Source organism: Leptothrix cholodnii SP-6, from assembly GCF_000019785.1.
Lineage (GTDB): Bacteria > Pseudomonadota > Gammaproteobacteria > Burkholderiales > Burkholderiaceae_C > Sphaerotilus > Sphaerotilus cholodnii.
Map to the genome: position 1 here is coordinate 1,728,606 of NC_010524.1, position 26,327 is coordinate 1,754,932.

Sequence of the window (26,327 nt, forward strand, 5' to 3'; positions counted from 1 at the left end):
GATTCGAGCGCCAGGCGATCAGTTCGCATGCGTGTTCGCAGCGGCCGTACCCGCCAGCAGCGTCGCGTTGCCGCCGGCCGCCGCGGTGTTGATCGTCACCGTCTGCTCGCCGCAGAAGCGGTACAGGTAGTGCGGCCCGCCGGCTTTCGGCCCGGTGCCCGACAGCCCCTCGCCGCCGAACGGCTGCACGCCCACCACCGCGCCGATCATGTTGCGGTTGATGTAGACGTTGCCCACCCGCGCCTGCTCGGCGATGCGCAGCGCGCGGCCGTCGATGCGGGTGTGCACGCCCAGCGTCAGGCCGTAGCCCAGGCCGTTGATCTGCGCCACCAGCGCGTCCGGGTCGCCGCGCCAGCGCAGGACGTGCAGCACCGGGCCGAAGACTTCCTCGCGCATCGCGCCGATGTCGGCGATCTCGTAGGCGACCGGTGCGATGTGGGTGGCGGCCAGCGCATCCGGCAGCGCGCTGCGGGCGATCAGGCGGGCGCTCTCGTCGAGCCGGCGCACGTGGCGGGCGAGATTCGCGTGCGCCTCGGCGTCGATCACCGGGCCGATGTCGACGGCCCAGCTGTGCGCCGCGTCGCGCGGGTCGCCGCTCACCAGTTCGGCCATCGCGCCCGACAGCATTTCGAGCAGCTTGTCGGCCACTTCGTCGTGCACGCACAGCAGCCGCAGCGCCGAGCAGCGCTGGCCGGCGGAGCGGAAGGCGCTCTGCACGACCGCATCGACCACCTGCTCGGGCAGCGCGCTCGAGTCGACCACCATCGCGTTGAGCCCGCCGGTCTCGGCGATCAGCGGCACGATCGCGCCGTCGCGTTCGGCCAGCACGCGGTTGATCGCGCGGGCCACCTGCGTCGAGCCGGTGAAACACACGCCCGCGCAGCGCGTGTGCGCCACCAGGGCGGCGCCGACGGTTTCGCCCGGGCCGTGCAGCAGCGCGATCGCGTTCTCGGGCAGGCCGGCCTGGATCAGCAGGTGCACGAAGGCCATCGCCACCGCCGGTGTCTGCTCGGCCGGCTTGGCCGCCACGGTGTTGCCGGCGACGAGCGCGGCCACCACCTGGCCGGCGAAGATCGCCAGCGGGAAGTTCCACGGGCTGATGCAGACGAAGGCGCCGCGGCCGTGCAGGCGCAGCTCGTTGCTCTCGCCGGTCGGGCCGGGCAGCGTCTGCGGCGCCAGCTTGGTGGCGGCCTGCTCGGCGTAGTAGCGGCAGAAGTCGACCGCCTCGCGTACCTCGGAAACGCCGTCGGCCAGCGTCTTGCCGCCTTCGTGCACGAGCAGGGCGACGAACTCGTCCATGCGCGCTTCGAGCGCATCGGCCGCACGCTGCAGCACGGCGCAGCGGTGCGCCAGCGGCGTGGCATTCCAGGCCGGCTGGCTGGCGTGCAGCGCGTGCATGGCCTCGCGCGCCTGGTCGACGCTGGCCTCGCTCACCGGCGGCAGACCGACGCGGCCGCGCTCGGCGAGCGTCTGGATCATCGGCAGGCGGTGCGCGGCGATGTGCAGGTCGCGCCCGGCCGAGTTGGCGCGGCCGGCGCCGTACAGCGCCACCGGCAGCGGCAGGCTGCTGGCCGACGGCGCGTGCAGCGGCGAGGTCAGCAGCGTGATGACGTCGACCGTCGGGTCGGCCAGCTGGTGCACGAACGACGAATTGGCGCCGTTTTCCAGCAGCCGGCGCACCAGATAGGCGAGCAGGTCGCGGTGTTCGCCGACCGGCGCGTAGATGCGCAGCGGCGGTGCGTCAGGCGTGCGGCGCAGGTCTTTCAAGACTTCGCGGTAGACCGCCTCGCCCATGCCGTGCAGGCGCTGAAGTTCGAAGCGCGCCCCCGGCGCACGCGCCATCTGCAGCAGCGCCGCGATGGTGGCGGCGTTGTGGGTGGCGAACTGCGGGTAGATGCAGTCGCTCGCCGCCAGCAGCGCACGCGCGCAGGCCAGGTAGCTCAGATCGGTGTGGCGCTTGTCGGTGAACACCGGGTAGGCGGCGAGGCCCAGTTCCTGGGCGCGCTTGATCTCGCTGTCCCAGTACGCGCCCTTGACCAGCCGCACCATCAGCCGGCGCTGGTGCTGGCGGGCGATCTGCACCACGGCGGCGACGGTGTCGCTGGCGCGGGTCTGGTAGGCCTGCACCGCCAGGCCCAGGCCGGTCCAATCCGGATGCGTGCGCGCAGCGTGTGCGGCCAGCGCGTCGAGCACCTGCAGCGACAGCTCCAGCCGCTCGCTCTCCTCGGCGTCGATCGTCAGGTTGATGTTGGCGGCGGCCGCGGCGTCGACCAGCGCGATCAGGCGCGGCAGCAGGCGCTTGAACACGCTGGCGGACTGCGCCGCTTCGTAGCGCGCATCGAGCGCCGACAGCTTGATCGAGATGCCGTCGGCGCTTTCCGGTGACGTCGCCCGACCGGGCTTGGCGATCGCTGCGATCGCACCCTGGTAGGCCGCCAGGTAGTGCCGCGCATCGGCATCGGTGCGGGCGCCTTCGCCGAGCATGTCGAAGCTGTGCACCAGGCCGGGCTCCTTGCGGCTGGCGGCGCGGGCGATGTCGAGCGCCTCGGCGATGCTCTGGCCCAGCACGAACTGCTTGCCCAGCAGCTGGATGGCGCGCACGGTGGCGGCCACCACGGTCTGCGCGCCCAGGCGCTGCAGCAGGCCGGGCTGACCGCCCCCCGCTTCGGGCAGCAGCTTGCGCGAGAAATCGAGCGAGCGCGCCGCCAGACTGGCCATCAGCGGGTGCGCGCTGCCGGCGTGTGCCGCGTGCGCGCTGAAGTCGCCACGGCCGAGCTGGTCGGCGGTCAGCGCGATCGCGGTGGCGGTGTCGGGCACCCGCAGCAGCGCCTCGGCCAGCCGCATCAGCGCCAGGCCCTCGGCGCTGGAGATCGGGTAGTCGTGCAGCAGCGACTCCAGCGCCCAGAACGGCGCCGGCGTGCCGCGCACCGCTTCCACCCAGGGCGTGGCACGGCCGACCACCGCGCTCCAGTCGAGCGGGCCGGCGGCTGCCGCGCCGGTCAGCGTGCCCAGCAGGCGCTGAACTTGCTCGGCTTCGTCGCGCAAGGGCGAGGGCAGGCGGTCGCCCACCAAGGCCGCGGCGGCGGGCTGCGCAAGCGGCAGGGGCATGGATCGGGCGGCGGTCGATGGGTTGCTCATGGCATGTCGCGCAACGGCGTCAGTTTGGTCGATCCATCCAGCTTATGCCTTTCCAGCTTGGATTTTTCTCCAAACAAGATCAGTTTCACCGGATAAGATGAATCCATGGTTTCAGACAACGACGCTCCCGTCATCGACAAGATCGACCGCAAGATCCTGCGCCAGCTGCAGGCCGACGGGCGCATCTCGAACCTCAAGCTGGCCGAGGCGGTGCACCTGTCGCCCACCGCCGTGCTCGAGCGGGTGCGCCGCCTCACGCGCGACGGCTTCGTGCTGGGCTACGAGGCGCGCCTCAATCCCAAGCTGCTGGGTGCCGGGCTGATGGTGTTCGTGGAGGTGCTGCTCGACCGCACCGTGCACGACGTGATGGACACCTTCAAGGCGGCCGTGCAGGTGCGCCCGGAGATCCTCGAGTGCCACCTCGTGGCGGGCGGTTTCGACTACCTGCTCAAGACCCGCGTGGCCGACATGGCGGCCTACCGCGAGTTCATCGGCACCGTGATCTGGACCCTGCCGGGCGTGCGCGAGACACGCACCTACGTGGTGATGGAAGAGGTCAAGTGCACGGCGGCGATCGCCTTGTGAACCGAGTCGGCGTTCCGCTGGTTGCCGGGCCTCAAGCCCGTGCGCCGAACACCGCCGTGCCGATCCGCACCATCGTCGCGCCTTCCAGCACCGCGGCCTCGAGGTCGGCGCTCATGCCCATCGACAGGGTGTCCAGCGCCAGCCCCCGGGCCTGCAGCGACTCGAACAGCTCGCGCAGCGCGCGGTGCGGCCGGCGTTGCGATTCGAGGTCGCCGTCGGGCTCGGGGATGGCCATCAGGCCGCGCAGCCGCAGGCGCGGCAGGGCCGCCACGGCGTGGGCGACGTCGGCCACGTCGGCGGGTGCGAGGCCGCTCTTGCTGGCCTCGCCGCTGATGTTGACCTGCAGGCAGACCTGCAGCGGCGCGGCGCCGGCCGGGCGCTGTTCGCTCAGGCGCTGCGCGATCCTGAGGCGGTCGATGCTGTGCACCCAGTCGAAGGCTTCGGCCACCACGCGGGTCTTGTTGCCCTGCAGCGGGCCGATCAGGTGCCACTCGATCTGCTGGCGCAGGTCGGCCAGCTGCGCGATCTTGGCGAGCGCCTCCTGCACGTAGTTCTCGCCGAAGGCGCGCTGGCCGGCGGCATGGGCGCAGCGGATGGCGTCGGCGGGCTGGGTCTTGCTCACGGCCAGCAGCGCCACGCTGTTGTCGGGCCGCTGCGCGGCTCTGCAAGCGTTGGTAAGGCGTCCGTGCACTTGTTGTAGGCGTGTTGCGATCGTCGTCATAATCGATCAGCTTAGACCACAACTGCCGGGCGATTCCCACCCGCCCGTGCCTCGGGAATCCATGGACATCACACAGCTGCTGGCGTTTTCGGTCCGCAACAAGGCTTCGGATCTGCACCTCTCCGCCGGTTTGCCGCCGATGATCCGGGTGCATGGCGACGTGCGGCGCATCAACGTCGATCCGCTCGGGCACAAGAACGTGCACGAGATGGTCTACGACGTCATGAACGACGCCCAGCGCAAGGTCTTCGAGGAGACGCTGGAGTGCGACTTCTCGTTCGAGATCCAGGGCCTGTCGCGCTTCCGGGTCAATGCCTTCAACCACAACCGCGGCGCCGGCGCGGTGTTCCGGACCATCCCGAGCAAGATCCTGACGCTCGAGGACCTGAACTGCCCGAAGGTGTTCGCCGAGCTGTCGCTCAAGCCGCGCGGCATGGTGCTGGTGACCGGGCCGACCGGCTCGGGCAAGAGCACCACGCTGGCGGCGATGGTCAACCACCGCAACGAGAACGAATACGGTCACATCCTGACGGTCGAAGACCCGATCGAGTTCGTGCACGAGTCCAAGAAGTGCCTGATCAACCAGCGCGAGGTCGGGGCGCAGACGCTGTCGTTCTCGAACGCGCTGCGCTCGGCGCTGCGCGAGGATCCGGACGCGATCCTGGTGGGTGAGCTGCGCGATCTCGAGACCATCCGCCTGGCGCTGACCGCCGCCGAAACCGGCCACCTGGTGTTCGGCACGCTGCACACCTCGAGCGCGGCCAAGACGATCGACCGCATGGTCGACGTGTTCCCCGCGGCCGAGAAGGAGATGGTGCGGGCGATGCTGTCGGAGTCGCTGGTGGCGGTGATCTCGCAGTCCCTGCTCAAGACCCGCGACGGCAGCGGCCGGGTGGCGGCGCACGAGATCATGCTGGGCACCGCCGCCATCCGCAACCTGATCCGCGAGAACAAGGTGGCGCAGATGTACTCGATCATCCAGACCGGCCAGGCGCAGGGCATGCAGACGCTCGACCAGTGCCTGGCCGATCTGGTGCGGCGCGGCCAGGTCGCGGCGTCCGAGGCGCGCACGATGGCGCGCATGCCCGAGAACTTCCCGGGTTGACCGGCAACCGTCACAGGAACGATCCATGGAACGCGACCAGGCATCCAAGTTCATCAACGACCTGCTGCGCCTGCTGGTCTCGCGCGGCGGCTCCGACCTGTTCCTGACGTCGGAGTTTCCGCCGGCGATCAAGGTCGACGGCAAGGTCACCAAGGTGTCGCCGCAGGCGCTGTCGGGCCAGCACACGGTGGCGCTGGCGCGCGCGGTGATGAACGACAAGCAGACCGCCGAGTTCGAGCGCACCAAGGAGTGCAACTTCGCGATCTCGCCGCAGGGCGTGGGGCGTTTCCGGGTCAATGCCTTCGTGCAGCAGGGCCAGGTCGGCATGGTGTTGCGCACCATCCCGCGCGAACTGCCCACGGTCGACAAGCTCGGCCTGCCGAACGTGCTCAAGGACATCGCGATGACCAAGCGCGGGCTGGTCATCATGGTGGGCGCCACCGGCTCGGGCAAGAGCACGACGCTGGCGGCGATGGTCGACCACCGCAACATCACGGCTTACGACCACATCATCACGATCGAGGATCCGGTCGAGTTCGTGCACCCGCACAAGAACTGCATCGTCACCCAGCGCGAGGTCGGCATCGACACGCTGGACTGGGGCGCGGCGCTGAAGAACACGCTGCGCCAGGCGCCCGACGTGATCCTGATGGGCGAGATCCGCGACCGCGAGACGATGGAGCACGCGGTCGCCTTCGCCGAGACCGGCCACCTGTGCATGGCCACGCTGCACGCCAACAGCGCCAACCAGGCGCTCGACCGCATCGTCAACTTCTTCCCCGAGGAACGCCGCGACCAGCTGCTGATGGACCTGTCGCTCAATCTCAAGGCGATGGTCAGCCAGCGCCTGCTGCCGCGCGAGGAAGGCAACGGCCGCATCGCCGCGGTCGAGATCCTGCTCAACACGCCGCTGATCACCGACCTGATCTTCAAGGGCGAGGTCTCCGAGATCAAGGAAGTGATGAAGAAGAGCCGCGAGCACGGCATGCAGACCTTCGACCAGGCGCTGTTCGCGCTCTACGAAGGCCATTACGTGAGCTACGAAGACGCGCTGCGCAACGCCGACTCGGTCAACGACCTGCGCCTGCAGATCAAGCTGCACAGCAGCCGTGCGCGCAACACCGATTTCGGCTCCGGCACCGAGCACCTGTCGATCGTCTGAGCCGATGCGGCGGCGCATCCGGGGCGGCTTCGATGGGCTGCTCGTCGCCGTGCTGTGGCTGCTGGCGCCGTTGGCGCTGGCACAGTCTTCGCCACCGGCTGCGCGCCTGACACAGGCCTGGTTCGCGAGCGCGGACACACCCGAGCCGCCACCGCGGGGCGATGCGCGCTGGCAGCCGGTCGAGCTGCCACATGTCTGGAGCATGGCCGAGCAGGAGGGCCGCGGCGGCTGGTATCGGCTGGCCTGGCGTGATCCGGCGGCGCGCACGCAAACCGCCGCGCTGCCGTGGTCGGTCTATCTGCCGCAGGTGCACGTGAATGCCGCGCTCTGGCTCGACGGCCTGCCGCTGGGCGACGGCGGCCGGCTCGATGATCCGATGGCCTTCCACTGGAACCATCCGATGCTGTTTCGCCTGCCGCCGGCGGTTGCGGCCGGCGCCGAACATGACTTGCTGATCCGCGTGCGTGTAGCCGGTGGCTTCGGCCTGCTCGCGCCGGTGGAGATCGGGCCCGACGCGGCGCTGCGGGCGCGCCATGACCTGCGCCGTTTCTGGCAGGCCGAGGTGCACGGCGTGCTGGCGCTGCTGCTGCTGTCGATCGCCGCGCTGTCGCTGGCGATCTGGGGCCAGCGACGCCAGGACACGCAGTATCTGTGGCTGGCCGTCTCGTGCATGGCCTGGGCGGTGTTCGCGGTGTTCCTGTACGGGCGCGAGTTCTGGATCGATCCGCTGTGGATGCAGTGGCTGGCGCAGAACGGCACCGTCTGGTGGGTGACCGGCCTGGCGCATTACGTGCACCGATTGACCGGTGGGCCGCGGCGACGCATCGAGCGCGTGGTGGTGGGCGTTTCGCTGCTGTTGGGCGTGGCGGCGCTGCTGCTCGATCCGCTCTCGCGGGTGCATGTCTACAGCCTGGGCCACGTGTTCGCGCTGATCACGGTGGGCTACCTGCTGGTCCATACGCTGCGCCATGCCCGGCGCACCGGCGCCGGCAGCGCCTACGGCCTGGCGCTGGCCTGTGCGGTGGTGCTGCTGGCGGGAGTGCACGACGTCGTGCTGACGATGCCGGTGGCCTGGTCGTCGATGGCGCTGGTGCGCCAGCTGCAGGACTGGCGTTTCTACCTGACCCCCTTCGGCGCGCCGCTGGCTTCGGTGCTGCTGGCGTTCTTCCTGGCGCGGCGCTTCGTCTCGACGCTGGCGCAGTTCGAGGGCCTCAACGCCCAGCTCGAGCGCCGTGTCGAGGACAGCCGCCAGGCGCTCGACCGCCAGTACGAAGCCCGCCGCCAGCTCGAGCGCGCGCAGGCCGCGGCCGAGGAGCGCGAACGCATCGTGCGCGAGATGCACGACGGCATCGGCGGCCACCTCATGACCGCGCTGCGCGGTGTCGAGCGCGGGGCCTTCAGCCAGGACCGCCTGACCGAGCTGCTGCAGGACAGCCTCGACGACCTGCGCCTGATCATCGACGCCAGCTCGGCCAGCACCGCGCTGCAGCCGGCGCTGGCGGCCTGGCGCAGCCGCTGGGACCCGCGCCTGGAGGCGCTCGGCGTGGCGCTGAACTGGCATGTCGACGAGGCCGTCGCCCAGGTCGAACTCGCGCCCGACGTCGTGCTGCAGCTCATGCGCATCCTGCAGGAGGCGGTGACCAACACCCTCAAGCACGCCCAGGCGAGCGAGGTCGACATTCACACGCGCCTGCAGGACGCCGAGCTGCAGCTGGTGATCCGCGACAACGGCCGGGGTGCGCTCGGGCCGGGTCTGCCGACCTTCGCGCCCGCCGGCGCCGGGGCCGGGCAGCATGGCTTGCGCTCGATGCACAACCGTGCCGCCGCGATCGGTGCGCGCCTGGAGTGGTGCGCGGCGGTGGGCGGGGGCACGCAGGTGCTGCTGCGCCTGGGCGCGCCGACGCGGCCGGCCTAGCGCAACAGGCCGCGCCGGGTGGCCTCGATCGCCGCTTCGGCGCGACTCGAGATGCCGAGCTTGCGGTAGACCTCGCGCACGTAGCCGTTCACGGTGTTCACGCTGATGGCCAGCAGGCGGCCGATCTCGGCGGCCTTGTGGCCCTTGCCCATCATGCGCAGCACGTCTTCTTCGCGCCCGGTCAGGCGCACGCTGTCGTCGGCCTGCGGTGTCGATGCCGGGCCGCAGCGCTGCGCCGATGACGGCGTCGCACCCTGCGCACCGGCCGCCGTCTCGTCGAGCGAGCGGCGGAAGTGCGCCAGCACGCGCAAGGCGATCGACGGCGACAGCGGCGGCTCACCTTGCGCGATGCGCCGCAACTGCGCCTCGACCACCGCACGCGGCTGCGACTTCAGCACATAGCCGCTGGCACCGGCCTGCAGGGCCGGGAAGACGTGGTTGTCGTCGTCGTGGATGGTCGCCACCACCACCAGCGTGGGCGGGATGACACGCGCCAGGCGGGCGATCAGCGCCTGCGCCGTGCCGTCGGGCAGGCTCCAGTCGACCACCGCCAGGCCGTAGTGGCGCTGGTTGACCAGCGCCTCGGCCTGCGCCAGATCGGCCGCGGCGTCGATGCGCCGCAGGTCGGGCAGGGCGCGGCGCAGCACCTCGACCAGCCAGAGGCGGGGTTCGTCCAGGTCTTCGACGATGAGGGCGCTGTCATACATGGTGGGGTCGATTGTGTCGTCCTGCGGGGCGCCCGGCGACGCTCAATCTGCGGGTCCGCGGGACGTCGCGGGGGGTCAGTTCTGAGGGGGAGATCCCCCGGCCTTGAGCGTCGACCGCAGGCTGCGCACTGCCCAGAATGATTTTCATCCGAGCACCACCCGGCTGCCCGTCAACACCAGGGAGGACCCATGTCGACCCACACCACCACCCGCCTGGCCCATCTGGCCGGTCTCATGAGTGCCGTGTTCATCGCTGCCTGCGGCGGTGGCACGGACACGCCCGCGACCTCGCCCGCGCCAGCCCCGGCACCGGCTCCAGCCCCGTCACCGAGCGCCGGCAGCCTGAGCTGCGACACCACGCTGTTTGTCGCCGGCGCGGCCGTGAGCACGCCCACGGCCACCCAGCTGTCCGCCTACGCGGGCACCTACAGCGGCAATGAGGGGGCCTTCGGCCCCAATCCGGGCGATCCGTTCGTCGCCAGCGCGGCGGCCGCCTTCGTGCTCGATGCCGCGGGCAGCAGCACCTACAACGGCACGGTGGCGACCCTGTCGTCGGCCTGCATCGAGACCACCGCCTCGGCGGGTGGCTCGACCGAGCGGCTGGTGCTGCACTTCAGCGGCGCGGGTCATTTCGACATCGACTCGACCGCTCCGGGCTCGGCCCTCACCGGCATCAAGCCCGGTTCATCGGACGTGGTGGTGCGCGCCACGAAGGCCGCCGCACCGGCGCCCGCGCCGGCACCTGCCGCATCGTCCCCCGCGCCGGCCGCATCGGCGCCGTCACCCGCGCCCGCACCGGCTGGCGCGATCACCCGTTACCTCGATTTCGCCGCGGCCGCGCCGTCCACCCCGCGCCAGGTCGCACCCAGCGGCGCGCTGGCCTGGCTGGCCGGCAGCTATCACGGCCGCAGCACCGCCGGACCGTGTTCGGTCACGATCGGCGCCGACGGCAACGTCAGCGCCAGCATGAACGGCAACAACCAGAGCGCCGCACTCGATGGCGACAGCGGCGACACCTGGATCCTGTTGCCGAGTAACTCGATGAGCTTCGGCGTCAATGCGGTGAGCGCGGGCCAGGGCGTGATCCTGACCGGCTACGGCAACCGGCTCGCGCTGGTCGAGATGGCCGGAGTGCTCGACAAGTGCGCGATCGCCTTCAAGTCGGCCACCTCGCTGACGATGGCGCTCAGCAGCACGCCGCCGCTGCCCGTCAAGAGCAACGGTCTGCTGGCCAGCGACCTGCCGGCCTTCCTGGTCGGCAGCCATTCGGGTTACGCGGTGGGCAACATCTTCTTCCCGCGCACGACGCCGCAGGCCTGCAGCCTGCAGGTGGCGGCCGACGGCACGGTGGTGCTCAGCAGCGGCAGCAGCTCGTACACCGCCCAGATCAGCGGCGGCACGACCAGCGGCGACACCGACAAGAGCGCCGTCGACCGCCTGTCGGCCTACGCCGCACTGACCGGTGCCCGGGACTGGACCTGGCGCGTCGATGCGCAGTCCCCCTCGGGTGCCAACACGGTCGAGGTGCTGATCGAGCTGGCACACAACGGCGAGCGATCGCAGGTCAGCTACGCCAGCGCGCAGGTCAAGCCCACCGTGGGTGGCCTGGCCAGCCAGGCCGAGGTCTGCTACTTCCCGAACTGAGCCGTGGCGAGGCGGTGCGTGCTGCGCCGTGGCTGATCCTTGGGAGAATGCGGGCCTTTCGAGGAGCCAGTCCATGAGCAGCAAGATCTACGAACCCGTCGCGCCGCAGCGCGTCGCCTTTCTCGGCCTGGGCGTGATGGGCGGCCCGATGGCCGGCCACCTGGCCCGCGCCGGCCACCAGGTCACGGTCTACAACCGCACGGCGGCCAAGGCGCAGGCCTGGGCGGCCGAACACGGCGGCACCTTCGCGACCACCCCGCGCGAGGCGGCCCTGGGCGCCGAGATCGTGTTCGCCTGCGTCGGCAACGACGACGACCTGCGCTCGGTGGTGCTGGGTGCCGATGGCGCCTTCGCCGGCATGCAGCCCGGTGCGGTGTTTGTCGATCACACCACCGCCTCGGCCGAGGTGGCGCGCGAGCTGGCCGGCGCGGCCCGGGTGATCGGCCTGCGTTTCATCGACGCGCCGGTGTCGGGCGGCCAGGCCGGTGCGGTCAACGGCGCGCTGACCGTGATGTGCGGCGGCGACGCGCTTGCCTTCGAGGCCATCAAGCCGGTGGCGATGGCATTCTCGAAGGCCGTCACGCTGCTGGGCGACAGCGGCGCCGGCCAGCTCGCCAAGATGGTCAACCAGATCTGCATCGCCGGGCTGGTGCAGGGCCTGGCCGAGGCGATCGCCTTCGGCCAGAACGCCGGCCTTGACATGAACCAGGTGCTCGACGTCATCGGCAAGGGCGCGGCGCAGAGCTGGCAGCTCGACAACCGCGGCAAGACCATGGTCGAAGGCCGGTTCGACTTCGGCTTCGCGGTCGACTGGATGCGCAAGGACCTGGGCCTGGTGCTGGCCGAGGCGCGCCGCAACGGCTCGCGCCTGCCGGTGACGGCGCTGGTGGACCAGTTCTACGCCGACGTGCAGCAGCACGGCGGCCAGCGCTGGGACACCTCGAGCCTGATCACGCGCCTGAAGTGAGCGCACGCGCGACCTGATGCGCAACGGCGGCCCGCGGGCCGCCGTCCTTTCTTGTGCCCGCCCCTCGCCGGGGCGGTCCGCTCATTTCGGCTTGCGATCGGCCAGCTGTTCGGGCGTGATGATCTCGAGCAGGCGCACCACCTTCTGCACGCCCGAGATGGTGCGGATCAGTTCGATCGCGCGGCTGGCTTCGGCGTCGGTGACCTTGCCCATCAGGTAGACCACGCTGCGTTCGGTGACCACCGTGAAGGCGTTGGCCGAGAGGTCCTTGGCGTCGACCAGCGTGGCCTTGACCTTGCTGGCCAGCAGCAGGTCGCGCGAGCGGTCGGAGGTCGAGCTGGGCCAGCCGATGTACAGGTCGTTGACGACGTTGCGCACGTTCTCGACCTTGGCCACGGCCTGCTCGATGGTGGCCTTGTCGGCCTCGTTGAAGACCTCGCCGGTCAGCAGCACCTGGCGGTCGTAGCTGGTGACGTTGACGTGGGCCTTGTCGCCCATCAGTTCCTTGATGCGGTTGGACGCCTTGAGCTCGATGCCCTGGTCCTCGATCTGGGTGCCCGAGGTGCGGCGGTCGGTGGCGACCAGCGCGCCGCCGAGCGCGGCGCCGCCGATGATCAGCGGCGCGCATCCGCTCAGTGCGGCCACCGTGGCGGCGGCGGCCAGCGCCGTGCAGAGCAGGCGGGGCAGGGGGTGGCGGGCCTGGGGGGTGTCGGTGGCGTGGATCAAGGCGGTGTTCGAGGTGGAGGAGACGGTCGGGTCAGGGCGGTTCATTGGTCATGTTCTCCGAGCAGTTGCAGGTCCATCGCATCGCAGATGCAGTGGATGACGAGCAGATGGACTTCGAGGATGCGGGCGCTGCGCTGGTGCGGCACGCAGATGTGCACGTCGGTCTCGGCCAGCGTCTGGTTCATCTGGCCGCCACCCTGGCCGGTGAGGGCGATGACGGTCATTTCCTTCTCGTGGGCGGCTTCGACTGCGGCCAGCACGTTGGCGGCGCTGCCGGTGGTGCTCAGCGCCAGCAGCACGTCGCCCGGATGGCCGAGTGCCAGCACCTGGCGCGCGAAGATCTGGTCGAGGCCCTGGTCGCGGCCGACGCCGGTCAGCACCGAGGTGTCGCTCGACAGGCTCATGGCCGCCAGCCCGGGGCGTTCGCGCTCGAAGCGGCCCACCAGCAGCGAGGCGACCCGCTGGGCCTCGGCGGCCGAGCCGCCGTTGCCGCAGGCCAGCACCTTGCCGCCCGCGGTGATGCAGCCGAGCAGTGAATTGACGGCTTCGGTGATCGGCCGCGTCAGGGCGTCTGCGGCGGCGTACTTGAGGTCTGCACTGTCAAAAAATTGCTGTTGGATGCGCTGCTCTAGCATCTGGCGATGATATGTCAGGGTTTGCGCGACCCTGGCTCAGCCGGCGTCGAAGGCGCCGGGCAGCCATTCCAGCGCGTCGCCGTCGATCGCCACCAGATCGAATCGGCAGGCCGGCGGCGCACGAAAGCGCAGCAGATAGTGCCGGGCGGCATAGATCAGGCTGGCGCGCTTGGCGTGGCCCACGCTGGCCGCCGCGCCGCCGTGGTGGGCATTGCGCCGGCTGCGCACCTCCACGAACACCAGCGTGGCGTCGCGGTCGCGCATCACCAGGTCGATTTCGCCGCCGCGCCGGGCCGGGCCGCGCGCCACTCGATAATTGCGCTCGACCAGCGCCAGCCCCTGCGCCAGCAGGTGCGTCAGGGCGCGGTCTTCTGCCGCCCGACCGCGGCTTGCTGCGGGTTTTTCATCTGCACCCCAACCGAGTCCCAGACGCTTGAGCACGGACATCTCACTCCCCCCCTTGTTGCTGCAGGCCGCGGCCGCCGCCTGCGCCGGCCAGCAGCACCCGGCCTCCACACTGTATGTGGTGGCCACGCCGATCGGCAACCTCGCCGACATGACCCTGCGCGCCATCCACGTGCTGAGCCTGGTCGATGCCGTGGCCTGCGAGGACACCCGCGTCACCGCGGTGCTGCTGCAGCGCCTGGGCCTGCACAAGCCGCTGCTGGCGCTGCATCAGCACAACGAGGACGATGCCACCCCCGCCGTCGTGGCGCGCCTGGCCCGTGGCGAGCGGGTCGCCTACGTCAGCGATGCCGGCACGCCGGCGGTGTCCGACCCCGGTGCGCGGCTGGTGGCCGGCGTGCACGCCGCGGGTTGGCGGGTGCTGCCGCTGCCGGGCGCGAGCAGCGTCGTCACGGCCCTGAGCGCGGCCGGCGATGCGCAGGGCAGCGGCTTCCGTTTCATCGGATTCCTGCCACCCAAGGCGCAGGCGCGCCAGCAGGCGCTGCGTGCGCTGGCCGACGAGCGCGCGTCGGTGGTGATCTTCGAGGCGCCGCACCGCATCGAGGCGCTGGCGCAGGCGCTGGCCGATGAACTGGGCGCGCGCACGCTGACCGTCTGCCGCGAACTCACCAAGCAGTTCGAGAGCATCCACACGCTGGCGGCCGCCGACTGGCCGGCCTGGCTGGCGGCCGACGACGACCGGCGCCGCGGCGAGTTCGTCGTGGTGCTGCACGGCCTCGGCCATGACGATCTGGCCGATGAAACCGAGCTGGCGGCCCGTTCGACCGCGCTCGATGCCTGGCTGCAGGCCCTGCTCGACGTGATGCCGCTCAAGCAGGCCGTGGCCCTGGCCGCCACCGCCAGCGGCGTGCCGCGCAACACGCTCTACCAGCGCGCGCTGGTGCTGCGTGCCGATCGGCCCGGGCCGGCCGACGACGCCGACGACATCGAGCCAGGTGCTGCAGCCGCCGCCCGCGTCGACGCCGGCGAGGGCCACGATGTCGGCGCGCCGGCGCCGTCCGGCGGCGTGCTGCTGTCGAGCAGCCAGCCACTTTTGCCACGTCGCAAAGCCGCTCGGCGATGAGCGATGCGGCGTGTCAGCCGGATGCGCGCGTCTGGCGACACAATCGACAGATGTTCAGACCTTCGCGCCTCCGACCTCGGCCTGCCCGGCGTCCGGCCGGTGCCGGCGGTGCAGGAGCCGGCCGATGAGCAGCGCGCCGCATGTCGAGGTCAGCAGCCTCTGGCCTCCCACCGGCACGTTGTCGGCCATCCCCGCACAGCAGGCCGACCGCCAGCGCGTCGAGATGCTCGTGCTGCAGGCGGTGCAGGCGCAGCCCTGGCTGATGTGGCTGATCGCCGCGCTGGGCGCCTGGGTGCTGTCGTCGCTGGCGATGTGGCTGTCGCGCTTTCCCGGCCAGGTGGCCTCGCTCTGGTACATGAACGTGTGGGGCCTGGCGCTGCTGCTGCCGGTGCCGCGGCGCCAGTGGCCGGGCCTCCTGCTGGCCCTGGCCCTCGGCAATCTGGCGGCCAACCTGGCGTTCGGCGACAGCCTGCTGGAGGCGTTGCGCTACCTGCCGCCCAACCTGATCGAGATGCTGCTCGGCGCCTGGCTGCTGCGGGGCAGCGAGTCCTATCGGCGCATCGCGTCCAGCCCGGTCGACGGCCTGAAGGTGCTGCTGCGCGGCAGCTTGCTGCCGGTGCTGGCGGGGTCGGCGACCGCCGTGCTGACGCTCGGCTGGCAGGACGATACGCCGCTGTTTCGCATCGCCCTGACCTGGTTCGAGAGCACGCTGGTCGGTTCGGTCACCTTGCTGCCGCTGGTGCTGGCCGTGCTGGCCGCCGAGCGGGGCGCCGTGCGACGCGACTTTGCCGATCCGCGCGCCTGGGCCTTTGCCCTGGTGAGTGTCGGCGTCGGCGTGTTCTGTCTGCTGCAGCTGCCGTTTCCGTTCGTCTATCTCACGCTGCCGCTGGTGCTGGCTGCGGTGCAGCTGCGCTTCATGGCGGTGGCCGCGCTGGTCTGGCTGATGGCGATGGTGGTGGGCACGCTGATCGCGCAAGGGCTGTTCGTCGCGCCGCCGCAGACGGCCTACTGGCAGCAGCTGCTGGTCTATGCGCCGCTGCTGGCGGCCTTGTTGCCGCCCTTGCTGCTGGCCGCCGCGGTCGAGCAGGCGCGCAACCACCACGGCGAACTCTCGCGCAGCCGCGAGCGCCTGCGCACGCTCTACGAGCGCACGCCCGCGATGATGGTGTCGACCGATCCGGACGGCCGCCTGCTGAGCGTGAGCCGGCTCTGGCTCGAGCGCATGGGGTTGCGGCGCGACGATGTCATCGGTCGCAAGCTGGTCGACTTCCTGGCGGCCGAATCACGCCGCCGCACGCTCACCCGCACCTGGCCCGATCTGCTGGCCGCCGGGCGCTGCCGCGACGTCGAGTACCGCCTGATGCGCAGCGACGGCCAGCGCATCGACGTGCTGCTGTCGGCCACCACCGAGCGCGACGCCGACGGCCGCATCACGCGCACCCACGCGGTGCTCGAGGACATCACCCGCAAGCGCCTGGCCGAGGAGCTGGAGGCCGAGCACGAGCGCAGCAAGGTCACGCTCGAGAGCATCGCCGACGCGGTGATCACCAGCGATCCGCAGGGCCGCATCCTCTATCTCAACCCGGTGGCCGTGACCATGATCGGCCAGCCCGAGGAGCAGGTGCGCGGCCGGCTCTATGGCGAGGTGCTGCGCCGCCGTGATGTCGAGACCGGCGCCGAACTGCCCGACCCGGTCGCCCTGTGCCTGCACCAGCGCAAGCGCCTGGCCTTGCCGCAGCGTGTGCGGCTGGCCCATGCCGAAGGCAGCGAGCACGTGGTGCAGGAGTCGGTCTCGCCGATGTTCGCCGCGGGCGGGCAGCTGATCGGCGCGGTGGCGGTGATGCACGACGTGACCGAAGCGCACCAGCTGGCGCTCAAGCTCGCGCACCGCGCGCAGCACGACGTGCTGACCGGCCTGCCGAATCGCCTGCTGCTGCACGACCGGCTGCACCAGGGCCTGCAACTGGCGCGCCGCAACCGCACCGTGCTGGCGCTGATGTTCTTTGACCTGGACCGCTTCAAGGCCGTCAACGACAGCCACGGGCACGCCACCGGCGACGAACTGCTGTGCCAGGTGGCCGATCGCCTGCTCAAGCAGCTGCGTGCCACCGACACTGCCTGCCGGCTCGGCGGCGACGAGTTCGTGGTGCTGCTGTCGCAGGTCGAGCAGGCGAGCGACGCCGGCGACGTGGCGACGCACCTGCTCGAAGCGCTGTGCAAGCCGTATCAGCTGGGCAAGCACCAGGCCGACATCAGCGCGAGCATCGGCATCGCGTGTTTCCCGCAGGACGGCACCGACGAGGCCACCCTGATGCGCAACGCCGATGCGGCCATGTACCAAGCCAAGCAGCAGGGCCGCAACCGGGTGGTGTTCTTCAAGCGGCCCGATTGAGCCGCTGCTTCAGGCGGCCATGCCCTGGTGGCGCAGCAGTGCGTCGATGCTGGGCTCGCGGCCGCGGAAGGCCTTGAAGTTGTCGATCGCATCGCGGGCGCTGCCGGCTTCGAGGATTTCCTGCCGGTAGCGCCGGCCGGTGTCGGCGTTGAACAGGCCTTCTTCCTCGAACGCACCCCAGGCGTCGGCGCTCAGCACCTCGGCCCACTTGTAGCTGTAGTAGCCGGCCGCGTAGCCGCCCGCGAAGATGTGCGAGAAGGTGTGCTGGAAGCGGTTGAACGCGGGCGGCTTCATCACCGCCACCTCGTTGCGTACCGCGTCGACGACCTGCTGGATGCGACCGGCGGCGCCGGGCTCGGCGTGCAGCAGCATGTCGAACAGCGAGAACTCCACCTGCCGCAGCGTCTGCATGCCGCTCTGGAAGTTCTTGGCGGCGGTCATCTTGTCGAACAGCTCGCGCGGCAGCGGCTCGCCGCTGTCGATGTGGGCGGTCAGCTGCTGCAGCACCTCCCACTCCCAGCAGAAGTTCTCCATGAACTGGCTCGGCAGCTCGACCGCGTCCCACTCGACACCGCTGATGCCCGACACGCCCAGCTCGTCCACCTGCGTGAGCATGTGGTGCAGGCCGTGGCCGAACTCGTGGAACAGCGTCTGCACCTCGTCGTGCGTCAGCAGCGCGGGCTTGCCGTCGGCGGGCGCGGTGAAGTTGCACACCAGGTGCGCCACCGGCGTCTGCAGCTGGCCGTCGTCGGGGCGCAGCCAGCGGCCGCGCACGTCGTCCATCCAGGCGCCCGGGCGCTTGCCGGGGCGCGCGTAGGGGTCGAGGTAGAACTGACCGACCAGAGCGCCTGCGCGCTCGATGCGGTAGAAGCGCACCGACTCGTGCCACACCGGCGCGCTGTCGGGGCGGATCGCCACCTCGAACAGCGTCTCGATGATGCGGAACAGCCCGGCCAGCACCTTGGGCTCGGTGAAGTACTGCTTGACGGCCTGGTCGCTGAAGGCATAACGCGCCTCCTTGAGCTTCTCGCTGGCGTAGGCGCTGTCCCAGGATTGCAGATCGGCCAGTCCCAGTTCACGGGCAGCGAACTCGCGCAGTTCGGCCAGATCGCGCTCGGCAAACGGCCGCGCGCGGCGCGCCAGGTCGCGCAGGAAATCGGTGACCTGCTTCGGGTCGTGCGCCATCTTGGGCACCAGCGACAGCTCGGCGTAGTTGGCGTAGCCCAGCAGCGCGGCCTCTTCGTGGCGCAGGCGCAGGATGTCGGCCATCACGGCGCTGTTGTCGCGCTCGGCCGGGCCGGTTTCGCAGGCACGCGTGACGTAGGCGGTGTACAGGCACTCGCGCACGGTGCGGTCGTCGGCGTACTGCATCACCGGCAGGTAGGCCGGCATGTGCAGCGTCAGCTTGTGGCCGTCGCGGCCGTCTTTCTCGGCTGCGGCGCGGGTGGCACTCAACACGTCGGCGGGCACGCCGGCCAGTTCGTCGGTGCTGACGAACAGCGCGTAGCCGTCGGTGGCGTCGAGCACGTGTTCGGAGAACTTCTGCGACAGCAGCGCCTGCTCTTCCTGGATCTGCGCGTGGCGTGTCTTGGCCTCGCCCTGCAGCTCGGCGCCACCGAGCACGAAGTCGCGCAGGCTGTGCTTGAGCTCCTGCTGACGGGCCTTGTTCAGCTGCGCCGCAGCCGGGCTGGCCGCGACCGCCTTGTACTTGGCGTAGAGCCGCTCGTCGGCACCCAGGCGGGTGTAGAAGTCGGTGATCGCCGGCAGCTTGTCGTTGAACGCGGCGCGCAGCTCGGGCGTGTCCATCACGCCCTTGAGGTGGCCGACCGCGCCCCAGGCCCGGCCCAGCCGCTCGGTCGGTACCGACAGCACGCGCGACAGCGCCTCGTATTCGGCCGGCGTCTGCTCGCTCACGGCGGCTTCGAGCGCGGCTTCAGCCTGCGCCAGCAGCGTGTCGATCGCGGGGCCGACGTGTTCGGGACGGATCGCATCGAAGGCGGGCAGGGCGCCCGCGTTCAGCAAGGGGTTGGAGTGGTTCATGCGCGTTGGGCGGCGGCCCGTTCGGCCGCTTCGATCGTGTTGACCAGCAGCATTGTGATGGTCATCGGGCCGACCCCGCCCGGCACGGGGGTGATCCAGCTCGCGACCTCCTTGACGCCGTCGAAATCGACGTCGCCGCAGAGCTTGCCTTCATCGTTGCGGTTCATGCCGACGTCGATCACCACCGCGCCGGGCTTGACCATCTCGGCGGTCAGCACGTTGCGCTTGCCGACCGCGGCCACCACCACGTCGGCCTGGCGCGTGTGATGGCCCAGATCGGCGGTACCGCTGTGGCAGACCGTGACGGTGGCGTTGGCCGCCAGCAGCATCATCGCCATCGGCTTGCCGACGATGTTGCTGCGCCCGATCACCACGGCGTGTTTGCCGCGCAGGTCTTTCATGCCGATCGATTCGAGCATCTTCATGCAGCCGTAGGGCGTGCAGGCCTTGAAGCCCGTTTCACCGACCATCAGCGCGCCGGCGCTGGCGACGTGGAAGCCGTCGACGTCCTTGAGCGGCGAGATCGCCTCGATCACCGCGTGGTCGTCGATGTGCCCGGGCAGCGGCAGCTGCACCAGGATGCCGTGGATGGTCGGGTCGTTGTTGAGCGCGTCGATGCGGGCCAGCAGCTCGGCCTCGGTCATCGTCGCCTCGTATTTCTCGAGCACCGAATGCAGGCCGGCGTCGGCGCAGGCCTTGACCTTGTTGCGCACGTAGACCGCGCTGGCCGGGTTCTCGCCCACCAGGATCACCGCCAGGCCGGGGCGGTGGCCGCCTTCGGTCAGCGCGGCGGCGCGTTGCGCCACTTCGGCGCGGATCTGGCGGGACAGCGCATTGCCGTCGATCAGTTGTGCGGTCATGTCGGTCGGTCTCGGTGGAGCGTTTCAGGGGATGGGAGTAAAAAAAGCGCGCGTATCAAAACACGAAAGGCCGCATGTAGCGGCCTTTCGTTGCGCAAGGAGGATCAGACCTTGGCGGCGGCTCCGAGCGCGATCTTGAGCAGGTCGGCCACCGTGTTGGCGTTGAGCTTTTCCATGATGTTGGCGCGGTGCGCCTCGACCGTCTTGATGCTGATGCCCAGGTCGTCGGCGATCTGCTTGTTGAGACGGCCGGCGACGATGCGCTCGAGCACCTGGGCCTCGCGGGTGGTCAGGCGCGCCAGCAGGGCGTCGCGGCTGGCCTGTTCCTGGTAGTGCGAGAAGCTGCTGCGGGCGCGGTCGAGCATGCGCTCGACCAGGGTCACCAGCTCGTCTTCCTTGAAGGGTTTCTCGATGAAGTCCTCGGCGCCCTTCTTCATCGTCGTGACCGCCATCGGCACGTCACCGTGGCCGGTGATGAAGACGATCGGCAGCGGGCTCTTGCGCTCGAGCAGGCGATCCTGCAGTTCGAGGCCGGTCATGCCGTCCATGCGGATGTCGGCGATCAGGCAGGCCACCTCGCGCGGGTCGAAGCGCGACAGGAAGGCCTCGGCCGAGTCGAAGCACTTGACGCGATAGTCCTTGCCCTCGAGCAGCCACTGCAGCGAATCTCTGACGGCTTCGTCATCGTCGACGATATAGACCGTCCCCTTTTTCGGAATCAGGCTCATGAAGGCTCGCTGGATTTGTTGGACTCGAGGACCATCGGCAACGGTGCGCTCACGGGCAGCAGCACGGTGAAACGACAGCCCACCACGGTCTCGGAATTGTAGAGGTTCTCCGCCTTGATCCTGCCCTTGTGCGACTCGATGATCGAGCGGCACAGGGACAGCCCGATGCCCAGGCCTTCGGTCTTGGTCGAGAAGAAGGCTTCGTAGAGCCGATTGATCACTTCCTCTTTCAGACCGGGGCCGGTATCGGTCACGCTGAACTCGATCACGCCCCCGAGTTCGGGCGTGTGCTTGGGCACCACGCGCAGCTCGATGTTGCGACGCTTGGGCGGCATCTGGGCGCTGTCGATCGCCTCGGCGGCGTTCTTGATCAGGTTGAGCAGCACCTGCTCGATCAGGATCGGGTCGACCTGCAGCACCGGCAGGCGCCGCGCCACATAGGTCTGCAGCGAGACGTTGCGCCGGCGCAGCTCGATGCCGGCGAGCTCGAGCGTGTCGTCGACGATGTCGGTGGCGTGCGCGGCCTGGCGCTGCGGCTCGCTGCGTTTCACGAAGGCGCGGATGCGGTGGATGATCTGGCCGGCGCGGTGCGCCTGGCGGGCGGTCTTCTCGAGTGCGCCGAGCAGTTCCTCGTCGTTGAGCTTGCCCGCCTTCAGTCGCGTGATGATGCCGCTGCAGTAGTTGGCGATCGCTGCCAGCGGCTGGTTCAGTTCGTGCGCCACCGACGACGCCATCTCGCCCATCGTCACCAGCCGGCTCGTCACCTGGGCGCGTTCGGCCTGCTGGGCCGAGAGCTCTTCCATGCGGCGGCGCGCGGTGATGTCGGTGGCGATCAGCATCTGCGCCAGCCGGCCGTCGGTCCACTGCAGGTAGCGGGCGCGCACGTCGAACCACTTCTGCAGCGAGTCGACGTAGACCTCGCGGGTGTCGGCGCTCACGTCGGTGAGTTCGGCGGTCGGCAGGCCCGACAGGCCGTCGACATCGTCCTCGACATGGCCGCCGCTGTTGTTGGCGGCCTGCATGCCGGCCAGCTGGGCATGCCAGTGCGCGTCGGCGCCGAACCACAGCCGGTACGAGCGGTTGGCGAACAGCAGCTCGCCGTGCTGCACCGACAGCACCGAGACCGCCGCGTCCAGCCCTTCGAGCACGGTGGTGAAGCGTTCGTGCGAGGCGGTCAGCTGGTCGCGGATGCGCTTGGCCTCGGTGATGTTGGTCATCGAGGTCATCCAGCCGGTCTGCTGGCCGCGCGCGTCGATCAGCGGCGACACGTACATGCGGGCGTCGAACTGCGTGCCGTCGCGGCGCAGCACGCGCACCTCGATGCCCCCGGCCGGGCTGCGGCCGGCGAGTTCCTGCTGCAGCAGGCGGTTGCTCTCCTCGAGGCGGTCGTGCGGCCAGTGCGGGTAGGGCGGCAGGCGGCCGATCAGCTCGGCCTCGCTGAAGCCGGTCATCGCGCAGAAGGCCGGGTTGACGTAGGTGATGCGGCCTTCCTGGTCCATCGCCCGCATGCCCGTCAGCATGGAGTTTTCCATCGCCCGGCGGAAGTTGGTCTCCTGCACCAGCGCGCCCTGGATCTGCAGCCGGCGGCGCATGTGGCGCCAGGTGCCCAGCAGCATCCAGACGGTCAGCACCGACAGCGACAGCACCATCCAGAACAGCGTGTTGCCGATCAGCCCGAACGAGGTGCGGTAGCCCTCGCCGCGCAGCGTGGTGCCGTGGCCGACCGGGGCGAACGCGACGTCGTAGATCAGCTTGGCGCGCACCCGCCCGGGCTGGCTGGCCATGGTGCTGGCGAGCACGTTGTCGTTGGTGTCGAGCAGGCTGATGACGTGGCGGCGCGAGACGTCGGGCGGCACGAAATAGCGCAGCAGCGCCTCGATCGAATACTCGGCCACCAGCGTGCCGGCGAAGGCGCCGTGGTCGATCAGCGGCACGTGCACCTGGAACACGATCAGGTGCTCGTCGTGCCGGAACGGCCGCGAGTAGACCGGCAGGCGCAGCTCGCGGGCGTCGTCGAACGCCACCTGGGTGGCCTGCGGCTTGCCGAGCTCGCCGGTCTGATTGGTGGTGGGCATGGCCAGGCGCGGCATCGCCGCCGCGAGGTCGGGCGCCACGTGGCGCGCCACCACCTGCTGGGTCGAGCCGAGCCAGCTGATGCCGACGATCTCCGGGCGGCTGCGCACCAGGCTCGCGCTCTGCGACAGGAATTCGTCGCGGTCGGTGGCGCGTGTCATGACCTCGCGCGCGATGCGCACCAGCTGTTCCTGGTTCTCGATCAGGCGCAGGCGGATCTGCTGCTGCACCAGTTCGGCGTCGCGCTTGACCGACTCGACTTCCCGCTCGACTTCCTCATTGCGCAAGTACCAGAACGCCGCGACGATCGCGGCCAGGAACAGCAGCACCGACAGCAGCGGCGCCAAAGTAGCCACGCGATCCTGACGTGACGGTGACAGGCGTCGCCACCACGTCCAGAACAGCCGCTGGGGTCGGCTGCGAGCCGCTTGGTGCAAGCGTTTTGTCTGAGAACTGGTATCCATGGATGGATTATCCGTGGCGACTGCGCGACGCTCTGCGGACGTGCCGTGCGACCCCGTCGGGACGCACGATCGTTCTTTGTAATTTCATATTATGAAAGTGATGCGCACGATTTGAAATTTGAATCGGGTTGTGCAACACTGCGCGGCCACGCCCCGGAAGGGGTGGCGATCCCGCGCGTAGCGGGTCCGTGACAAGCAGCTCCAGGAGACACCATGTCTGCAGTGCCCCAGAACCAGCCCGCAGCGGCAACCAACGATCCCGACACCCAGGAAACCCGCGAATGGATGGACGCACTGTCCGCCGTCATCGGTGCCGAGGGGGGTGAGCGCGCCCACTTCCTGCTCGAGCAGCTGATCGACCAGGCCCGCCAGGCCGGCATCGACGTGCCGTTCTCGGCCAACACGGCCTACGTCAACACCATCCCGACCGACCAGGAAGAGCGTTGCCCCGGCAACATCGAGATCGAGGAGCGCCTGCGCGCCTACATGCGCTGGAACGCGATGGCGATGGTGGTCAAGGCGAACCGCCACAACCCCGAGGACGGTGGCGACCTGGGCGGCCACATCGGCTCGTTCGCGTCGCTGGCGCACATGTTCGGCGCCGGCTTCAACCACTTCTGGCACGCCGAGAACGAGAACCACGGCGGCGACTGCCTCTACATCCAGGGCCACGTGTCGCCCGGTGTCTACGCCCGCGCCTACATGGAAGGCCGCCTGACCGAAGAGCAGCTGCTCAACTTCCGCCAGGAAGTCGACGGCAAGGGCCTGTCGAGCTACCCGCACCCGAAGCTGATGCCCGAGTTCTGGCAGTTCCCGACCGTCTCGATGGGCCTGGGCCCCTTGATGGCGATCTACCAGGCGCGTTTCCTGAAGTACCTGCACGCGCGCGGCATCGCCAACACCGAGAACCGCAAGGTCTGGGTCTTCTGCGGCGACGGCGAGATGGACGAACCCGAATCGCTCGGCGCGATCGGCCTGGCCGCACGCGAGAACCTCGACAACCTGATCTTCGTCATCAACTGCAACCTGCAGCGCCTGGACGGCCCGGTGCGCGGCAACAGCAAGATCGTCCAGGAGCTCGAAGGCGAGTTCCGCGGCTCGGGCTGGAACGTCATCAAGCTGCTGTGGGGTTCGGGCTGGGACGCGCTGCTGGCGCGCGACAAGGACGGCGCGCTGCGCAAGCTGATGATGGAGACGCTCGACGGCGACTACCAGTCCTTCAAGGCCAACGACGGCGCCTACGTGCGCAAGCACTTCTTCGGTCGCGACCCGCGCACGCTGGAGATGGTGGCCAAGATGTCCGACGACGACATCTGGAACCTCAAGCGCGGTGGCCACGATCCGCAGAAGGTCTACGCGGCGTACCACAAGGCGGTCAACCACAAGGGCCAGCCGACGGTGCTGCTGATCAAGACCGTCAAGGGCTTCGGCATGGGCAAGGTCGGCGAGGGCAAGAACACCGTCCACCAGACCAAGAAGCTGATCGACGAGGACATCAAGGCCTTCCGCGACCGCTTCAACATCCCCATCCCCGACAGCGAGCTGCCCAAGCTGCCGTTCTACAAGCCGGCCGACGACACGCCGGAAATGCGCTACCTGCACGAGCGCCGCAAGGCCCTGGGCGGCTACCTGCCCAAGCGCCGCGCCAAGGCCGACGAGAGCTTCACCGTGCCGTCGCTGGAAACCTTCAAGGCCGTGCTCGAGCCGACCGCCGAAGGCCGCGAGATCTCCACCACCCAGGCCTACGTGCGCTTCCTGACGCAGCTGCTGCGTGACCAGGCGATCGGCCCGCGCGTGGTGCCGATCCTGGTCGACGAGGCCCGCACCTTCGGCATGGAAGGCCTGTTCCGCCAGGTCGGCATCTACAACCCCGCTGGTCAGAACTACACCCCGGTCGACAAGGACCAGGTGATGTACTACCGCGAGGACAAGGCCGGCCAGATCCTGCAGGAAGGCATCAACGAAGCCGGCGGCATGAGCAGCTGGATCGCCGCGGCCACCTCGTACAGTACGAGCAACCGGATCATGATCCCGTTCTACGTGTACTACTCGATGTTCGGCTTCCAGCGCATCGGCGACCTGGCCTGGGCGGCCGGCGACATGCAGGCGCGCGGCTTCCTGCTCGGCGGCACGTCGGGGCGCACCACGCTCAACGGCGAAGGCCTGCAGCACGAGGACGGCCATAGCCACATCCTGGCCGGCACGATCCCGAACTGCATCAGCTACGACCCGACCTTCGCGCACGAGGTCGGCGTGATCATGCAGCACGGTTTGAAGCGCATGGTCGAGAAGCAGGAAAACGTCTTCTACTACCTGACCCTGCTCAACGAGAACTACCCGATGCCCGGCCTGAAGGCGGGCACCGAGGAGCAGATCATCAAGGGCATGTACCTGCTCGAAGAAGGCCAGGGCGCAGCCGGCGCACCGCGCGTCAACCTGCTGGGCTCGGGCACGATCCTGCGCGAGTCGCAGTTCGCCCGGCAGCTGCTGGCGCAGGACTGGGGCGTGGCTGCCAACGTCTGGAGCTGCCCGAGCTTCAACGAACTGGCCCGCGACGGCCAGGACGCCGAGCGCTTCAACCTGCTGCACCCGACCGCCACCCCCAAGGTGCCGTTCGTGGCGCAACAGCTGCAGCCGCACATCGGCCCGGTCGTGGCTTCGACCGACTACATGAAGAACTACGCCGACCAGATCCGCGCCTTCATCCCGCGCGGGCGCAGCTTCAAGGTGCTGGGCACCGACGGCTTCGGCCGCAGTGACTTCCGCAGCAAGCTGCGCGAGCACTTCGAGATCAACCGCCATTACATCGTCGTGGCCGCCCTGCGCGCGCTGGCCGACGAAGGCGCCGTGCCGACCACCGTGGTGGCCGAGGCGATCGCCAAGTACGGCATCAAGGCCGACAAGATCAACCCGCTGTACGCCTGAGCCGTTCCGGAG

19 protein-coding genes are annotated in these 26,327 nt (G+C 69.6%); 9 read left to right on the top strand and 10 right to left on the bottom strand.

Annotation, left to right across the window (positions count from 1 at the left end; translation table 11 throughout):
• Positions 1-18: 18 nt before the first annotated feature.
• Positions 19-3,108 (bottom strand): L-glutamate gamma-semialdehyde dehydrogenase, encoded by a 3,090-nt coding sequence (locus LCHO_RS08115; RefSeq protein ID WP_012346656.1) that lies wholly within the window; start codon positions 3,106-3,108, stop codon positions 19-21.
• 135 nt (positions 3,109-3,243) lie between these two features.
• On the opposite strand from LCHO_RS08115, the gene LCHO_RS08120 reads away from it, so the two are divergent.
• Positions 3,244-3,723 carry an Lrp/AsnC ligand binding domain-containing protein gene (locus tag LCHO_RS08120; protein WP_012346657.1) on the top strand — a complete coding sequence of 160 codons (480 nt, stop codon included), beginning with the start codon at positions 3,244-3,246 and terminating at the stop codon, positions 3,721-3,723.
• 31 nt (positions 3,724-3,754) lie between these two features.
• Here the strand turns inward: LCHO_RS08120 and LCHO_RS08125 are convergent, their stop codons facing one another.
• Positions 3,755-4,444 carry a YggS family pyridoxal phosphate-dependent enzyme gene (locus tag LCHO_RS08125; RefSeq protein ID WP_012346658.1) on the bottom strand — a complete coding sequence of 230 codons (690 nt, stop codon included), beginning with the start codon at positions 4,442-4,444 and terminating at the stop codon, positions 3,755-3,757.
• 61 nt (positions 4,445-4,505) lie between these two features.
• Here LCHO_RS08125 and LCHO_RS08130 point away from each other — a divergent pair, with 61 nt between their 5' ends.
• From LCHO_RS08130 to LCHO_RS08140, 3 genes are read left to right on the top strand one after another with little or no spacing between them, the layout of a single operon-like run.
• Positions 4,506-5,549: a type IV pilus twitching motility protein PilT gene (locus LCHO_RS08130; RefSeq protein ID WP_012346659.1), complete on the top strand. Its 1,044-nt coding sequence runs from the start codon at positions 4,506-4,508 to the stop codon at positions 5,547-5,549.
• A gap of 25 nt (positions 5,550-5,574) precedes the next feature.
• Complete coding sequence (locus tag LCHO_RS08135; protein WP_012346660.1) at positions 5,575-6,711, top strand: PilT/PilU family type 4a pilus ATPase; 1,137 nt, start codon at positions 5,575-5,577, stop codon at positions 6,709-6,711.
• Between the two features lie 4 nt (positions 6,712-6,715).
• Positions 6,716-8,626, top strand: coding sequence for a sensor histidine kinase (locus LCHO_RS08140; protein WP_012346661.1), 1,911 nt, complete (start codon positions 6,716-6,718; stop codon positions 8,624-8,626).
• Here LCHO_RS08140 and LCHO_RS08145 read toward each other — a convergent pair.
• Positions 8,623-9,333 carry a response regulator transcription factor gene (locus LCHO_RS08145; RefSeq protein ID WP_012346662.1) on the bottom strand — a complete coding sequence of 237 codons (711 nt, stop codon included), beginning with the start codon at positions 9,331-9,333 and terminating at the stop codon, positions 8,623-8,625. The genes LCHO_RS08140 and LCHO_RS08145 overlap by 4 nt on opposite strands.
• 189 nt (positions 9,334-9,522) lie before the next feature.
• Between LCHO_RS08145 and LCHO_RS24120 the strand changes: the two genes are divergently transcribed.
• Positions 9,523-10,977 (top strand): hypothetical protein, encoded by a 1,455-nt coding sequence (locus LCHO_RS24120; protein WP_012346663.1) that lies wholly within the window; start codon positions 9,523-9,525, stop codon positions 10,975-10,977.
• A 73-nt stretch (positions 10,978-11,050) separates the two neighbouring features.
• A complete protein-coding gene (locus LCHO_RS08155; protein ID WP_012346664.1) occupies positions 11,051-11,944 on the top strand; it encodes an NAD(P)-dependent oxidoreductase in 894 nt (297 codons plus the stop codon).
• A gap of 81 nt (positions 11,945-12,025) precedes the next feature.
• On the opposite strand, the gene LCHO_RS08160 is transcribed toward LCHO_RS08155, so the two are convergent.
• The 3 genes from LCHO_RS08160 to LCHO_RS08170 are packed head-to-tail and all read right to left on the bottom strand — an operon-like array spanning position 12,026 to position 13,752.
• Positions 12,026-12,715 carry a BON domain-containing protein gene (locus tag LCHO_RS08160; protein ID WP_012346665.1) on the bottom strand — a complete coding sequence of 230 codons (690 nt, stop codon included), beginning with the start codon at positions 12,713-12,715 and terminating at the stop codon, positions 12,026-12,028.
• Positions 12,712-13,305, bottom strand: a complete 594-nt coding sequence (locus LCHO_RS08165) for an SIS domain-containing protein (protein ID WP_012346666.1) — start codon at positions 13,303-13,305, stop codon at positions 12,712-12,714. Before LCHO_RS08165 ends, LCHO_RS08160 begins: the two co-directional genes overlap by 4 nt.
• Before the next feature lie 36 nt (positions 13,306-13,341).
• On the bottom strand, positions 13,342-13,752 hold the full coding sequence (locus tag LCHO_RS08170) for a YraN family protein (RefSeq protein ID WP_012346667.1): 411 nt from the start codon (positions 13,750-13,752) through the stop codon (positions 13,342-13,344).
• A gap of 13 nt (positions 13,753-13,765) precedes the next feature.
• Here LCHO_RS08170 and rsmI point away from each other — a divergent pair, with 13 nt between their 5' ends.
• Positions 13,766-14,833 carry a 16S rRNA (cytidine(1402)-2'-O)-methyltransferase gene (gene rsmI / locus LCHO_RS08175; protein ID WP_150105576.1) on the top strand — a complete coding sequence of 356 codons (1,068 nt, stop codon included), beginning with the start codon at positions 13,766-13,768 and terminating at the stop codon, positions 14,831-14,833.
• Between the two features lie 124 nt (positions 14,834-14,957).
• Positions 14,958-17,225, top strand: a complete 2,268-nt coding sequence (locus LCHO_RS22060) for a diguanylate cyclase domain-containing protein (protein WP_012346669.1) — start codon at positions 14,958-14,960, stop codon at positions 17,223-17,225.
• Between the two features lie 9 nt (positions 17,226-17,234).
• Here LCHO_RS22060 and LCHO_RS08185 read toward each other — a convergent pair whose 3' ends face one another.
• From LCHO_RS08185 to LCHO_RS08200, 4 genes are all read right to left on the bottom strand, one after another.
• Complete coding sequence (locus LCHO_RS08185) at positions 17,235-19,265, bottom strand: M3 family metallopeptidase (protein ID WP_012346670.1); 2,031 nt, start codon at positions 19,263-19,265, stop codon at positions 17,235-17,237.
• Entirely contained in the window at positions 19,262-20,125 is an 864-nt protein-coding gene (gene folD / locus LCHO_RS08190) for a bifunctional methylenetetrahydrofolate dehydrogenase/methenyltetrahydrofolate cyclohydrolase FolD (RefSeq protein WP_012346671.1), read from the bottom strand. The genes LCHO_RS08185 and folD overlap by 4 nt, the downstream gene beginning before the upstream one ends.
• Before the next feature lie 104 nt (positions 20,126-20,229).
• Complete coding sequence (locus tag LCHO_RS08195) at positions 20,230-20,853, bottom strand: response regulator transcription factor (RefSeq protein WP_012346672.1); 624 nt, start codon at positions 20,851-20,853, stop codon at positions 20,230-20,232.
• Positions 20,850-23,390: a PAS domain S-box protein gene (locus tag LCHO_RS08200; RefSeq protein WP_050757318.1), complete on the bottom strand. Its 2,541-nt coding sequence runs from the start codon at positions 23,388-23,390 to the stop codon at positions 20,850-20,852. Before LCHO_RS08200 ends, LCHO_RS08195 begins: the two co-directional genes overlap by 4 nt.
• Before the next feature lie 213 nt (positions 23,391-23,603).
• Here LCHO_RS08200 and aceE point away from each other — a divergent pair, with 213 nt between their 5' ends.
• Complete coding sequence (aceE, locus tag LCHO_RS08205) at positions 23,604-26,315, top strand: pyruvate dehydrogenase (acetyl-transferring), homodimeric type (protein WP_012346674.1); 2,712 nt, start codon at positions 23,604-23,606, stop codon at positions 26,313-26,315.
• The last annotated feature ends 12 nt before the right edge of the window (positions 26,316-26,327 follow it).